Raw genomic sequence first — 14195 nt, 5'->3', positions numbered from 1 at the left:
CGGTACGGGCCCGCACTGACAACCGATGGCTCCCCCGGGCTGAACCCCGGCCCCTCCTTGGGAACTACGGGCCGGGGTCGCCGTACTTCGGACGCGGTACGAAGGCCGGACATTACGCCTGCGCGCCCTCCGGGACCTGGCTGTCCTCCGGGACCCGCACGTCCTCCGGCAGCGACACCAGCCAGCGGGTCTCGCGGCGCGGGCGGAGGTAGAAGGCCCAGTAGAGGGTGGCGACGGCGGTGATGCCGCCGGTCCACAGCAGGTACGTGGTGTCCTGCTCCACGAGGATGTAGAGGAGGACGGCGATGAGCAGGACCGGCATGGCCGGCCACAGCGGCATCCGCCAGGCCTGCCGACTGCCGTGCGACCCGCGCCGGGCGAGCAGTGCGGCGATCGCGACCAGCAGGTACAGGCCGGTGACGGCGACGCCGGTGACGCCGTACAGCGTGTCCAGGTTCACGAAGCAGAGGAAGGCGCCCGGCACGCCGACGACGAGGGTGGCGACCCAGGGGGAGCCGAACCGGCCGAGCTTGGCGAGGGCGTTGTTGACCGGGGCAGGCCAGGCCTTGTCGCGGGCGGAGGCGAACAGCACGCGGGAGTTCTGGATGACCATGACGATGCCCGCGTTGATGATCGCGAGGGCGACGCAGAGGCTGACGAAGGTGCCGACGGCCGAGTTGCTCCAGGCGATGACCATGCTGGAGATGTCGCCGCCGGTCAGGGTCTTCAGGTCACCGGCGCCCAGGGTGATCGCGACGACCGGCACCAGGATGACCACGCTGGAGATGGCGAGGGTGGCGAGGACGGTACGGGCGACGCTGCGGCGGGGGTTCTCCAGCTCCTCGGAGAGGTAGATCGCGGTGGAGAAGCCCTGGGTGGCGAAGAGGGCGATGGCGAGTCCGGAGAGGACCATCATGGCCGTCACGGGGTTCATGTGCGCGTCCTCGCCGGCCACCTGGAGCGAGTTCACGAGGCTGCCGGCGCCCCGGTGCGCGTGGGTGAAGCCGAGGACGGCGACGACACCGGCGGCGACGACCTCCAGGACCAGGAAGATGCCGGTGATCCAGGCGTTGGCGCGCAGGTCCAGCAGACCGGCGAGGGTGGCCGCGATCATCACGCCGGCGCCGGTCCAGGACGGGTCGAGGTGGACGACCGGGGCGAGGTAGTCGGCGGTGCCCATCGCGATGACCGGAGGGACGATCATCACGACGAGCAGGGACATCACGAAGGCCAGCCAGCCGACGAGCCGTCCGGCGAGGGTGGAGACGATGGCGTACTCGCCGCCGGCGCTGGGGATGAGGGTGCCCAGCTCCGAGTAACAGAAGGCCACGGGGATACAGAGCAGCGCGCCGATGGCGATGCACAGGGCCGTCGCGGTGCCGAGGCTGGAGAACAGGTCGGGCACGATCACGAAGAGCGTCGAGGCGGGCGTGACGCAGGACAGCGTCAGCAGGGTGCCGCCGACCACGCCGATGGAGCGCTTGAGCGTCTGAGGGCTGCCGGACGTGTCCGGGACAGCCGTCCCGGCAGGACGGAGCGTGTCGGTCATGCGGCGGTTCCGATCGACTCGTGTGACTGAGGGTGGGGTCGGGAGCGCTATCGCCTCCGGCGGATCGTGGTGCGTGTGTCTTGTCCGCTCCCGGCGGTGCATAGAGAACCCCGACGAAAACCGCCGCGTCAATGGGTGTTCACCTACGAAATCCGCAGCAAAAAAGCGATCGACAACCGATTCCCGTATCAACGCTCCATATACGCGGGCCCTTGCGGCCGTACGAGAATCGCAGCGCTCCGGCGCAAAAAAACAGGGCCGTCCGCATAGCGGACGACCCTGTCAGGCCCTGTCAGTCGCTCAGTGGTTGCGCGGGAAGCCCAGGTCCACGCCCGCCGGGGCGTCGGCCGGGTCGGGCCAGCGGGTGGTGACGACCTTGCCGCGGGTGTAGAAGTGCGTGCCGTCGTTGCCGTAGATGTGGTGGTCGCCGAAGAGCGAGTCCTTCCAGCCGCCGAAGGAGTGGTAGCCCACCGGCACCGGGATCGGCACGTTCACGCCGACCATGCCGGCCTCGACCTCCAGCTGGAAGCGGCGAGCCGCGCCGCCGTCCCGGGTGAAGATCGCGGTGCCGTTGCCGAACGGCGAGGCGTTGATGAGGGCCAGGCCCTCCTCGTACGTCTGCGCGCGCAGCACGCACAGCACCGGGCCGAAGATCTCGTCCTGGTAGGCCTTCGCGCTGGTCGGCACCTTGTCGAGCAGCGAGATGCCGATCCAGTGGCCGTCCTCGAAGCCCTCGACCGTGTAGCCGGTGCCGTCGAGCACGACCTCCGCGCCCTCCGCCGCCGCGCCCGTCACGTACGAGGCCACCTTGTCGCGGTGGGCGGCGGTGATCAGCGGGCCCATCTCGGACGTCGGGTCGTTGCCGGGGCCGATCTTGATCTTCTCGGCGCGCTCGCGGATCTTCTCCACCAGCGTGTCGCCGATCGAGCCGACCGCGACGACCGCGGAGATGGCCATGCAGCGCTCGCCCGCGGAGCCGTAGGCCGCGGAGACCGCCGCGTCGGCGGCCGCGTCCAGGTCGGCATCCGGCAGGACCAGCATGTGGTTCTTGGCGCCGCCGAGGGCCTGGACGCGCTTGTGGTTCGCGGAGGCGGTGGTGTGGATGTAGCGGGCGATCGGGGTCGAGCCGACGAAGGACACGGCCTTGACGTCCGGGTGCTCCAGAAGGCGGTCGACGGCCACCTTGTCGCCGTGGACGACGTTGAAGACGCCGTCCGGCAGCCCGGCCTCGGCCAGCAGTTCGGCGAGCTTGACGGACGCCGACGGGTCCTTCTCGCTCGGCTTGAGCACGAAGGTGTTGCCGGTCGCGATGGCGATCGGGAACATCCACATCGGGACCATCGCCGGGAAGTTGAACGGCGTGATGCCCGCGACGACACCGAGCGGCTGGCGGATCGAGGAGACGTCCACCCGGCTGGCGACCTCGGTGGACAGCTCGCCCTTGAGCTGCACGTTGATGCCGCAGGCCAGGTCCACGATCTCCAGGCCGCGCGCGACCTCGCCGAGGGCGTCGGAGTGCACCTTGCCGTGCTCGGCGGTGATCAGCTCCGCGATGGCGTCCCGGTTGGCGTCCAGCAGCGCGCGGAACGTGAAGAGGATGTTCGTGCGCTGGGCCAGCGAGGACTGGCCCCAGGTCACGAAGGCCTCCTTCGCGGCGGCCACGGCGGCGTCCACCTCGTCGACCGAGGCGAACGCGACCTTGGTGGTGACCGCGCCGGTCGCCGGGTCGGTGACCGGCCCGTAGGTACCCGACGCGCCTTCGACGGTCTTGCCGCCGATCCAGTGGTTGACGATCTTCGTCATGCCCTAAGACTCCTTACTACAGATGGCGGCGTCGGGTCGAGACGTGCCGTTCGTACAGCTCACGTGCCTTGACCGCCGACGGGCGGGTCGCGGTCTCGGCCACAGGAACATCCCACCAGGCCTGCGCCGGGGGCGCGCCCGACACAGTGTCGGACGTTTCGGTCTCCACGTAGACACATGTGGGAGTGTCGGCGGCCCGCGCCTCGGCGAGCGCCTCGCGCAGGTCCCGTACGGTCTTCGCGCGCAGCACCCGCATGCCGAGGCTGGCCGCGTTGGCGGCGAGGTCGACGGGCAGCGGGGCGCCGGTGAAGGTGCCGTCGTCCGAGGTGTAGCGGTAGGCGGTGCCGAACCGCTCGCCGCCCACCGACTCCGACAGCCCGCCGATGGACGCGTACCCGTGGTTCTGCACCAGCAGGATCTTGATCGCGATGCCCTCCTGCACGGCCGTCACGATCTCCGTCGGCATCATCAGGTACGTGCCGTCGCCGACCAGCGCCCACACGTTCCGCTCGGGAGCGGCCATCTTCACGCCGATCGCGGCCGGGATCTCGTAGCCCATGCAGGAGTAGCCGTACTCCAGGTGGTACTGGTCGTACGACCGCGCCCGCCACAGCTTGTGCAGGTCGCCCGGGAGCGAGCCGGCCGCGTTGATGATGACGTCCGACTCGTCCGCCAGGGCGTCCAGGGCGCCAAGGACCTGCGGCTGGGTCGGCCGTACGTCTATCTCGTCGGCCTCGTAGCAGGCGTCGACGCGCTGCTCCCAGCGTTCCTTGTCCTCGGTGTACTCGGTGACATAGGAGTCCTCGACCCGGTGGCCGTGCATCTGCAGGGCCTCGGTCAGCTCGCCCAGGCCGCTGCGGGCGTCCGCGATCAGCGGCAGCGCGCCCAGCTTGTGGCCGTCGTAGGGGGCGATGTTGAGGTTCAGGAAGCGCACGTCCGGGTTCGCGAAGAGGGTGCCGGAGGCGGTGGTGAAGTCGGTGTACCGGGTGCCGACGCCGATCACCAGGTCGGCGGTGCGGGCCAGTTCGTCGGCGGTGGCGGTGCCGGTGTGGCCGACCCCGCCCACGTCCTGCGGGTGGTCCCAGCGCAGCGAGCCCTTGCCGGCCTGGGTGGAGGCGACCGGGATCCGGGTGGCCGACGCGAACTCCGCGAGGGCCTCCTCGGCACGGCTGTGGTGGACTCCGCCGCCCGCGACGACGAGGGGCCTGCGGGCGGCACGGACCGCCCGGACCGCCTCGGCCAGTTCGACGGGGTCCGCGCCCGGCCGGCGTACGGTCCACACGCGCTCGGCGAAGAACTCCTCCGGCCAGTCGTACGCCTCGGCCTGCACGTCCTGCGGCAGCGCGAGGGTGACGGCGCCGGTCTCGACGGTGTCGGTGAGGACCCGCATGGCCTGCAGGGCGCTCGGGATCAGGGCTTCCGGGCGGCTGATGCGGTCGAAGTACTTCGACACCGGGCGCAGCGTGTCGTTGACCGAGACATCGCCCGCGTACGGCACCTCCAGCTGCTGCAGGACCGGGTCGGCGGGGCGGGTCGCGAAGACGTCGCCGGGCAGGAGCAGGACCGGCAGGTGGTTGATGGTGGCGAGGGCGGCGCCGGTGACGAGGTTGGTCGCGCCGGGGCCGATCGACGTCGTCACCGCGTGCGTGGACAGCCGGTTCGCCTGGCGGGCGTAGCCGACGGCCGCGTGCACCATGGACTGCTCGTTGCGGCCCTGGTGGTAGGGCATGACGTCGGCGTACTCGATCAGCGCCTGGCCGAGCCCCGCGACATTGCCGTGGCCGAAGATGCCCCAGGTGGCGCCGATCAGCCGCTGCCGCACGCCGTCGCGCTCGGTGTACTGGACGGCGAGGAAACGGACCAGTGCCTGGGCGACGGTCAGCCGGATCGTCATCGGTAGCCCCCTGTGGTCTCGGTGTGGTCGGGGTGGAAGCAGATCCGCCACTCCCGGGTCTCGCCCGGGCCCGCCATGACGTTCAGGTAGTACATGTCGTGGCCGGGCTGGGCGATCGACGGGCCGTGCCAGCCGTCGGGGACGAGGACGGTGTCGCCGGAGCGGACCTCGGCGAGGACGTCGGAGCCGCCCTCGCGTGAGGGGAACACGCGCTGATAGCCGAGACCGTTCGAGCCGTCGATCTCGAAGTAGTAGATCTCCTCCAGCTCGGACTCCTCGCCCGGCCGGTGCTCGTCGTGCTTGTGCGGCGGGTACGAGGACCAGTTGCCGCCGGGGGTGATCACCTCGACGGCGATCAGCTTGTCGCAGTCGAACGAGTCCGCGGAGGCGAAGTTGCGCACCTCACGGGCGCAGGCGCCGCTGCCGCGCTGCTCGACGGGGACCTCCGGCGCGGGGCCGTAGCGGGCGGGGAGTCGTCGCTCGCACTTCGCTCCTGCCAGGGCGAAGCGGCCTCCCGCGCCGGAGGCGATCTGGACCCGGGTGTCCCGGGGAACGTACGCGAAGTCGGAAGCCTTCGCGAACACGCTCTCCCGACCCAGGAGTTGGAACTCGTCCTTCTCAGTTGATGCGGTATCGATTCGCACGGTACATCCGCCTTCCAGCGGAAGCACGATCCACTCACTGTCCCCGGTGGTGAACGTATGTGTCCCGCCCGGCGTCAACTCGACCACCCGCAGACTGCTGTGGGTCCAGCCGGCCAACTTGGGGTCGATGTCGACGGCGTACTGGGCGTTCGCGGTCGCGCCCCTGGGCAGATGCAGGTCGGTGCTGGTCATGCGGCCCTCACAGCATTCCTACGGCGGTGTCCACGGCGGCGGCCACATCGCCGTCCGCCGGGTACAGCAGCGAGCGGCCGACCACCAGGCCGCGCACGGTCGGGAGTTGCAGCGCGCCGCGCCACTTCTCGTAGGCGGCGACCTGGTCCTCGGGCGAGTCGCCGATGTCACCGCCGAGCAGCACCGCCGGCAGGGTCGAGGTCTCCATGACCCGGGCCATGTCGTCGGGGTTCTCGGTGACGGGCACCTTCAGCCAGGTGTAGGCGGAGGAGCCGCCGAGGCCGGAGGCGATGGCGATGGACCGGGTGACCGCCTCGGCGGACAGGTCGTTGCGCACCTTGCCCTCGGGGGTACGGCGGCTGATGAACGGCTCCACGAACACCGGCAGCCGGCGTGCCGCCATGTCGTCGATGGCCCGGGCGGTGGACTCCAGGGTGGTCAGCGAACCGGGGTCGTCGTAGTCGATCCGCAGCAGCAGCTTGCCCGCGTCGAAGCCGAGCCGCTGGATGTCCTCGGGGCGGTGGCCGGTGAACCGGTCGTCCAGCTCGAAGCTCGCGCCCTGCAGTCCGCCCCGGTTCATGGAGCCCATGACGACCTTGTGCTCGAGGGCACCGAGCAGCAGCAGGTCGTCCAGGATGTCGGCGGTCGCGAGGACGCCGTCGACGCCGGGGCGGCTGAGCGCCAGGCACAGCCGTTCCAGCAGGTCGGCGCGGTTGGCCATCGCGAGCTTGCGGTCGCCGACCCCGAGGGCGCCCCGGGCGGGGTGGTCGGCGGCGACGATCATCAGCTTGCCGTTGTCGTTCAGCAGCGGGCGGCGGGCCCGGCGGTTGGCGGCCTCCGCGATGGCCTCGGGGTGATGGGTGCGGATGCGGACCAGCTCGGCGACGTCGACACGCGGCTGCCGCCCGGCGTCCCCGCCCTCGGCGTGGGTGCCCGTGACGCGGCCGGCCCTCACAGCACCGCTCCTGCCTGGAGTGCGGCGGCCACCTCGTCCGGGGTGGGCATCGCGGAGGAGCACTCCAGCCGGGAGGCGACGATGGCACCGGCCGCGTTGGCGTGCCGCATGATCGTCTCCAGGTCCCAGCCTTCGAGGAGTCCGTGGCACAGGGAGCCGCCGAAGGCGTCACCGGCGCCGAGTCCGTTGAGGACGTTGACCGGGAGGGGCGGCACCTCGGCGGAGTCGCCGTCGCGGCTGACGGCGAGGACGCCCTTGGGCCCCTGCTTGACGACGGCGATCTCGACCCCGGCGTCGAGCAGCGCCCGCGCGGCGGCATGCGGCTCGCGCACCCCGGTCGCGACCTCCACCTCGTCCAGGTTGCCGACGGCGACGGTCGTGTGCCGCAGGGCCTCGGCGTAGAAGGGGCGGGCCTGGTCGGGGTCGGTCCAGAACATGGGGCGCCAGTCGAGGTCGAAGACCGTCGTAGCGGACTTGGCGCGGTGGGCGAGGGCGGCGAGGGTCGCCGTACGGCTCGGCTCCTCGCTCAGCCCGGTGCCGGTGACCCAGAAGACACGCGCGTCCCGGATCGCGTCGAGATCGAGCTCGTGGGCGTCGATCTCCAGGTCGGGCGCCTTGGGCTGCCGGTAGAAGTAGAGCGGGAAGTCGTCCGGCGGGAAGACCTCGCAGAAGGTGACCGGGGTCGGCAGGCCCGGGACCGGGGTGACCCAGCGGTCGTCGACGCCGAAACCGCGCAGCGCCTCGTGCAGATAGGCACCGAACGGGTCGTCGCCGGTGCGGGTGATCACGGCGGTGCGCCGGCCGAGCCGGGCGGCGGCGATCGCGACGTTCGTCGCCGACCCGCCGAGGAACTTGCCGAAGGACGACACCTGGGCGAGCGGGACACCGGTTTGCAGCGGGTAGAGGTCCACTCCGATCCGCCCCATGGTGATCAGGTCGTAGGCCATCGACTTCCCTTCGTAACGGCTCTCCCCGGCTTTCTAGTCCCGCACGCCGAGCCCTGTCAATACTTTGTCCAGACATTCGGACCAGCTCTTGACACCGCTTTCCATGCACCCGCAGGCTGACGCCCATGACGTCGTTGTCACCCTCCTCACTCTCCCGTATCCGGATCGGATCGGCGCCCGACTCCTGGGGCGTGTGGTTCCCCGACGACCCGCGCCAGGTCCCCTGGCAGCGCTTCCTCGACGAGGTGGCCGACTCCGGCTACGAGTGGATCGAGCTGGGCCCCTACGGCTATCTGCCGACCGACCCGGCCGTGCTCGCCGAGGAGACCGCCCGGCGCGGCCTGAAGGTGTCGGCCGGCACGGTCTTCACCGGCCTGCACCACGGCACCGACGTCTGGGACACGACCTGGGCGCACGTGTCGGACATCGCGGCCCTCACCCAGGCGATGGGCGCCCGGCACCTGGTCGTCATCCCCTCCTTCTGGCGGGACGACAAGACCGGTGAGGTGCTGGAGCCCTCCGAACTGACCGCCGGACAGTGGCGGAACCTCACCTCGCTGACCGAGCGGCTCGGCCGGGAGGTGCGCGAGCGGTACGGCCTGACGATCGTCGTCCACCCGCACGCCGACACCCACATCGACAGCGAGGAGAACGTCACCCGCTTCCTCGACGGCACGGACTCCGACGACGTGTCCCTGTGCCTGGACACCGGGCACTACGCGTACTGCGGCGGGGACAGCGTCAAGCTGATCGAGACGTACGGGGAGCGCATCGGCTATCTGCATCTGAAGCAGGTGGACCCGGAGATCCTGGCGGACGTACGGGCCAAGGGGACGCCGTTCGGGCCGGCGGTGGCGCGGGGCGTGATGTGCGAGCCGCCGAGCGGGGTGCCCGAGCTGGGGCCGGTGTTGCGGGCGGCCCAGCGGCTGGACGTCGACCTGTTCGCGATCGTCGAGCAGGACATGTACCCCTGCGAGCCGGACGCTCCGCTGCCGATCGCCAGGCGGACCCGGGCGTTTCTGCGGTCCTGCGGGGCGTAAGGACACTTTTGCGGTAGCTGTGTCACAAACGCACCGCCTGTGTCACATGTGTCATGTGTACGCGGGTTGTGCGTCACACCCAGTCGACAGGCACTTTCCCCTGCTCACTCTCTGTCGTTCACCGGGCACAGGCTTGGTGATCGCCAGCGCGGTGCCCGGCTCCCCCGACGGCCGTCCCAGGCCGCCGCCGTGGCATGCGCAGGGAGGTGCGACTCATGACCGACCGAAGGCTCTGGTCCTACAAAGAGATCGCGGCGCACATCAACGTGCAGCCCGACACCGTACGGTCCTACCGCAAACACGGGTTGCTGCCCGCGCCCGACCATGTGGAGGGCGGCAAGCCCTACTGGTACGCCGACACCGTCCGCGCCTGGGTCGCCTCCCGGCCCGGCAACCGCGGCCGCAGAGGATAGAAAAACCGACTGTGCCCCTCCTGCCGCATGGGGCACAGTCACCCCATGAGCTTCTCCGTCAAACCCACCCTGACCGGCCGGAAGACCGTCCTGCGGCCCTTCACCGAGGCCGACGCCGACGTCATGTGGGAGATCATCGCCGACCCCGAGGTCCTCCACTTCACCTTCAGCCCGTCCGAGGAACTCACCCTGGAGCGGCTGCGGTCCTGGTACGGCTCCCGGGCCACCGAACCCGACCGTCTCGACCTGGCCGTCACGGACCCCGGGACCGGCGAGGTCCTGGGCGAGGTCGTCCTGTACGAGGTCGACGAGTACGCCCGCAGCTGCACCTTCCGCACCCTGATCGGCCCGCACGGCCGGGGCCGGGGCGTCGGCACCGAGGCGACCCGGCTGATCGTCGGCCACGGCTTCGAGCAACTCGGGCTGCACCGCATCCAGTTGGAGATGTACGGCGACAACGACCGGGCCCGGCACGTCTACGAGAAGGTCGGGTTCGTGGTGGAAGGGGTACGCAGGCAGGCACTGCCCAGGGACGGCGGCTGGGTCGACGAGGTCCTGATGGCCGTCCTCGACCATGAGTGGGCCGCCCTCAGCCCCACGGCTCGATGACGGTGACCCCGGCGCCCGGTGCCGTCCCCATCGCCTCAAGGGCCGCCGGCGCCGCGGCCAGCGGGATCGTGGACGTCACCAGCCGGTCGGGGCGCAGCACTCCGGAGCGGACCAGACGGAGCATCTCGGGATAGGCGTGGGCGGCCATGCCGTGGCTGCCGAGCAGTTCCAGCTCCAGGGCGATGGCGCGGGCCAGCGGGACAGGGGTGGTGCCGTCGGCCGAGGGCAGCAGGCCGACCTGGACGTGCCGGCCGCGGCGGCGCAGGCTGTTCACGGAGGCGGCGCAGGTGATCGGGGAGCCGAGGGCGTCGAGGGAGAGGTGAGCCCCGCCGTCGGTCAACTCGCGGACTGCGGCGGCCGTGTCGGACACCCCGGTCGCGTCCACGCACTCCGCCGCCCCGAACTTCCGTGCCAGCGCCAGGGCTTGGGGCGCCACGTCGACGGCTACCACCCTCGCCCCCGAGGCCGCCGCGACCATCACCGCCGACAGCCCGACCCCGCCGCAGCCGTGCACCGCGACCCACTCCCCCGCCGCCACCCGGCCCTGCTGCACCACCGCGCGGAAGGCGGTGGCGAAGCGGCAGCCGAGGGCGGCGGCGGTGGCGTACGCCATGTCGTCCGGGATCGCGACCAGGTTGACGTCGGCGTGGTTCAGCGCCACGTACTCGGCGAAGGAGCCCCAGTGGTGGAAGCCCGGCTGGGTCTGGCGCTCGCAGACCTGCTGGTCGCCCGCCGCACAGGCCGGGCAGGTGCCGCAGGCGCAGACGAACGGCACGGTGACCCGGTCACCGGGCCGCCGGCGCGTGACCAGGGAGCCCACCGTCTCGACGACACCGGCGAGTTCGTGCCCGGGCACGTGCGGCAGCGTGATGTCGGGGTCGTGGCCCATCCAGCCGTGCCAGTCACTGCGGCACAGGCCGGTGGCCTCGACGCGCACGATCACTCCGTGGGGGGCGGGGTGGGGGTCGGGCAGCTCGCGTACCTCGGCCGGCTCCCCGTACCGCTCGAACACCACCGCGCGCATCCGTGCCTCCCTTTCCAGCTGGCCTTCTCCTGCGGAACGCTAGCTTTCCACGGGGGATGCCGGTCGTCGGCTGGGGGCGGTCTGTGGCTGGTCGCTTCCCCAGTTCTCGGCTTCGCTCGAACCGGGAGGGACCCCCATCGCGGCGGAGCCGCCGACCGGCACGGCCCCGCGCCCCCGAAGGGGCGCGTCCGACTCGCCCTCGCTCAAACCGAACCGCGCGTGCAGCCTCCGCAAGGGCGCCGGTGCCCACCACGTCGCCCTCCCCGTCAGCCGCATGATCGCCGGGACCAGCAGGCTGCGGACCACCATCGCGTCCATCAGGACCGCCAGGGCGATGCCCAGGCCGAGCATCTTGGTGTTGGTCACGCGGGAGGTGCCGATGGCGACCATCACCACGGCGAGGATGACCGCCGCGGCGGTGATCAGTCCGCCGGTGCGCTGGAGTCCGTGCCGTACGGCCGTGTCGTGGTCGCCCGTGCGGTCGTACTCCTCCTTGATGCGGGAGAGCAGGAACACGCCGTAGTCCATGGAGAGCCCGAAGGCCACGCAGAACATCAGGACGGGCAGGGTGGTCTCGATTGAGCCGGGGCTGGTGAAGCCGAGCGGGCCGGAGAGGTGGCCGTCCTGGAAGACCCAGACCACGGCGCCGAACATCGCCGTCAGGCTGAGCGCGTTCAGGACCACCGCCTGGATCGGTATCAGGACACTGCCCGTGAGGAGGAAGACCAGGAGGAGGGTGACCACCGCGATGAACGCGGCTGCCCAGGGCAGGCGTTCCGCTATCGCGTGCTTGGTGTCGACCAGGACGGCCGCCGTGCCGGTCACCTTCGTGTCGAAGGGCGCGCGCAGTGCGCGTATGTCTCCCGCCAGACGCTGGGCCCCGTCGCCCACGGCCTCGCCCCTGGGCTGCACCACGAAGTAGGCGGCGTCGCCCTTCACCAGGGGGCCGTCGACGCGGACCACTTCGGGCAGAGCGGCCACCTGTTGCCTGTAGGCCGCGTACTGCGTCCCCGTGGCCCTGCCCTCGGCGAGGATCTCCAGGCCGCCGCCGGGACTGCCCGGGAAGTCCTCGCGGATGTGCTGCTGGACCACGTGGGACTCGGCGGTCGAGGGGAGCTGGCGGTCGTCGGCGGTGCCGAACCTCACGCCCAGGAAGGGCAGTCCGAGGGTCACCAGCAACACCGTGGTGCCGAGGGCGAAGAGGGGGGCGCGGCGCATCACCAGGGCGGCCGTCCGTGCCCAGCCTTTCCCCTCGGCGGGCTTCCGCTCGCGGCCCCTGCGCAGCAGGCGGCGCAGGTCCAGGGAGTTGACCCGGTGGCCGAGCAGGACCAGGGCCGCCGGGAGCAGGATCAGGGCGGCGGCCGCGGCGAGCAGGACCACGGCGATGCCGGCGTAGGCGAAGGAGCGCAGGAAGTACTGCGGGAAGACCATCATCGCGGCCAGGGACACGGCGACCGTGAGGGAGGAGAAGAGCACCGTGCGGCCCGCCGTGCGCAGGGTCGTGCCGACCGCGGTCAACGGGGAGGCGCCCGTGGACAGTTCTTCGCGGTACCGGCGGACGATGAACAGGGCGTAGTCGATGGCCAGGCCGAGGCCGAGAGCCGTCGTCAGGTTGAGCGCGAAGACCGAGACGTCGGTGAAGGCTGTCAGACCGCGCAGGACGGCGTTGGTGCCGACGATGGCGACGATGCCGATGCCCAGCGGCAGCAGGGCGGCGACGGCGCTGCCGAAGACCATGACCAGCAGCACCAGCGTGATCGGCAGGGCGATCAGCTCGGCGCGGGTCAGGTCCTCCTTGATGATGGTCTGCATCTCGTGCCGCACGGCGACGATGCCGCCGAGCTTCACCTGGACCGGGCCGTGCGTGCCCCGGTAGTGCGGGGCGATGCGGTCCAGGGTCTTGGCCATCGCGTTCTCGTCGCCGGTGACGCGGGCGGCGATCAGCGCCTCGTGGCCGTCCTTGGCGCGCAGCTCGGGCGACTTCGACTGCCAGTAGGAGCCGACGCCTATGACGCCCTTCTCACCGGCGAGGCGGGCGGTGAGGCGCCGGGACTCGGCGGTGACCGAGGGGGCGTCCACCGAGGAGCTGCCGGTGTCGACCAGAAGCAGCAGATTGGGCTGCGAGTCCGGGAACTCACGCTCCAGCGCCCTGGTCGCGTACGTCGACTGGGCGGCCGGGTCCTCCCAGCCGCCGCTGCCCAGGCGGTCGGCCACTCCGCTGCCGGCCACCACGGCGAGCGCGGTGAGCACCAGGGCCGCGAGCAGCGACAACCGTGGGCGGGCGGTGACGAATCGGGTCCAGCCACCCAGTCGCGGCGGCTTGTTGACTTCGGTCATCGTGCGGTGTCCCCTTCACCGTGGAAACCGTAAAATCGCAAACACGAGAGATCACTCGCGTTTTCCAAGAATGCGAGCGACCACTCGCATTTGTCAATGACCTTCGGAGAGTTGGGGATAAGTCGTGCCCGGCACCCAGGACACCCAGGAGCAGGAGGCGCAGCCCCGGCGCCGCCAGGCCCGCGGCCAGCGCCGTATCGCCCAGCTGCTCGAAGCGGCCGCCCAGGTCTTCTGCACCACCGGCTACACCGCCGCCAGCACCAACGCGATCGCCCGCGAGGCCGGGGTGTCGCCGGGCACGCTCTACCAGTTCTTCCCGAACAAGGAGGCCATCGCGGTCGAGCTGGGCGACCGGCTCATCCACGAGATGCGCGAGGCCTACGGCGAGGCGCTGGCGCCGGTCGACCCCGCCACCCCGCTGGAGGAGGCCATCGGTTCCGCCATCGACCGGTTCATCGCCTTCAACACCGAGCACCCGGTCTTCTTCGCGCTGATGCACGGCCCCGACATCCCCGGCCGGATGGCCGAGGCGCACGACCAGCTGCACGGGACCCTGATCGGCCGGATCGAGGCCCTGCTCGCCTCCCTCATGCCCGGTGCCGCCCCGGCCGACGTCACGCGCACGGCCCACGTCTGCCTCGGCATCTACAAGTCGGGCCTGGAACTGGTCCTCGCCAGCGAGGGCGCCGAGCGCACGGCGTACGTCGAGGAGATCAAGAACGTCCTGGTCCGCTACCTGGAACCGCTGGTGGGCGACCGGCTCGGCCGTATGTGAGCCGTACGTGAGC

At 71.0% G+C, this 14195-nt stretch carries 12 protein-coding genes; 4 read left to right on the top strand and 8 right to left on the bottom strand.

The genetic code is table 11. The features are described 5' to 3' along the window. Positions 1-112: 112 nt before the first annotated feature. The 6 genes from ACH47Z_RS08780 to iolC form a co-directional block, all read right to left on the bottom strand. Entirely contained in the window at positions 113-1549 is a 1437-nt protein-coding gene (locus tag ACH47Z_RS08780) for an APC family permease (protein WP_399072027.1), read from the bottom strand. A gap of 300 nt (positions 1550-1849) precedes the next feature. Then, positions 1850-3352 carry a CoA-acylating methylmalonate-semialdehyde dehydrogenase gene (mmsA, locus tag ACH47Z_RS08775; RefSeq protein WP_399072025.1) on the bottom strand — a complete coding sequence of 501 codons (1503 nt, stop codon included), beginning with the start codon at positions 3350-3352 and terminating at the stop codon, positions 1850-1852. A gap of 16 nt (positions 3353-3368) precedes the next feature. Beyond that, positions 3369-5246, bottom strand: a complete 1878-nt coding sequence (gene iolD, locus ACH47Z_RS08770; protein ID WP_399072023.1) for a 3D-(3,5/4)-trihydroxycyclohexane-1,2-dione acylhydrolase (decyclizing) — start codon at positions 5244-5246, stop codon at positions 3369-3371. Beyond that, on the bottom strand, positions 5243-6082 hold the full coding sequence (gene iolB, locus ACH47Z_RS08765; RefSeq protein WP_399072022.1) for a 5-deoxy-glucuronate isomerase: 840 nt from the start codon (positions 6080-6082) through the stop codon (positions 5243-5245). The genes iolD and iolB overlap by 4 nt, the downstream gene beginning before the upstream one ends. A gap of 7 nt (positions 6083-6089) precedes the next feature. Further along, positions 6090-7037 carry a deoxyribose-phosphate aldolase gene (locus ACH47Z_RS08760; protein ID WP_399072020.1) on the bottom strand — a complete coding sequence of 316 codons (948 nt, stop codon included), beginning with the start codon at positions 7035-7037 and terminating at the stop codon, positions 6090-6092. Continuing rightward, positions 7034-7984: a 5-dehydro-2-deoxygluconokinase gene (gene iolC / locus ACH47Z_RS08755; protein ID WP_399072018.1), complete on the bottom strand. Its 951-nt coding sequence runs from the start codon at positions 7982-7984 to the stop codon at positions 7034-7036. Before iolC ends, ACH47Z_RS08760 begins: the two co-directional genes overlap by 4 nt. Before the next feature lie 125 nt (positions 7985-8109). Here iolC and ACH47Z_RS08750 point away from each other — a divergent pair, with 125 nt between their 5' ends. The 3 genes from ACH47Z_RS08750 (at position 8110) to ACH47Z_RS08740 (ending at position 10046) form a co-directional block, all read left to right on the top strand. Then, the gene (locus ACH47Z_RS08750; RefSeq protein ID WP_399072016.1) at positions 8110-9024 is read left to right on the top strand and encodes a sugar phosphate isomerase/epimerase family protein; all 915 of its coding nucleotides are present in this window, start codon (positions 8110-8112) and stop codon (positions 9022-9024) included. A gap of 215 nt (positions 9025-9239) precedes the next feature. Continuing rightward, complete coding sequence (locus ACH47Z_RS08745) at positions 9240-9437, top strand: helix-turn-helix transcriptional regulator (protein ID WP_399072014.1); 198 nt, start codon at positions 9240-9242, stop codon at positions 9435-9437. A 45-nt stretch (positions 9438-9482) separates the two neighbouring features. Then, complete coding sequence (locus tag ACH47Z_RS08740; protein WP_399072012.1) at positions 9483-10046, top strand: GNAT family N-acetyltransferase; 564 nt, start codon at positions 9483-9485, stop codon at positions 10044-10046. Here the strand turns inward: ACH47Z_RS08740 and ACH47Z_RS08735 are convergent. Beyond that, complete coding sequence (locus ACH47Z_RS08735) at positions 10027-11070, bottom strand: zinc-dependent alcohol dehydrogenase family protein (RefSeq protein WP_399072010.1); 1044 nt, start codon at positions 11068-11070, stop codon at positions 10027-10029. The genes ACH47Z_RS08740 and ACH47Z_RS08735 overlap by 20 nt on opposite strands. Positions 11071-11109: 39 nt before the next feature. Then, complete coding sequence (locus ACH47Z_RS08730; RefSeq protein ID WP_399072008.1) at positions 11110-13407, bottom strand: MMPL family transporter; 2298 nt, start codon at positions 13405-13407, stop codon at positions 11110-11112. Positions 13408-13531: 124 nt separating this feature from the next. On the opposite strand from ACH47Z_RS08730, the gene ACH47Z_RS08725 reads away from it, so the two are divergent. Beyond that, positions 13532-14182 (top strand): TetR/AcrR family transcriptional regulator, encoded by a 651-nt coding sequence (locus ACH47Z_RS08725; protein ID WP_399072006.1) that lies wholly within the window; start codon positions 13532-13534, stop codon positions 14180-14182. The last annotated feature ends 13 nt before the right edge of the window (positions 14183-14195 follow it).

Origin of the sequence: Streptomyces sp. NPDC020192 (assembly GCF_044388685.1) — a bacterium.
Taxonomy (GTDB): domain Bacteria; phylum Actinomycetota; class Actinomycetes; order Streptomycetales; family Streptomycetaceae; genus Streptomyces.
This window is presented reverse-complemented; position numbering and strand designations above follow the sequence as displayed.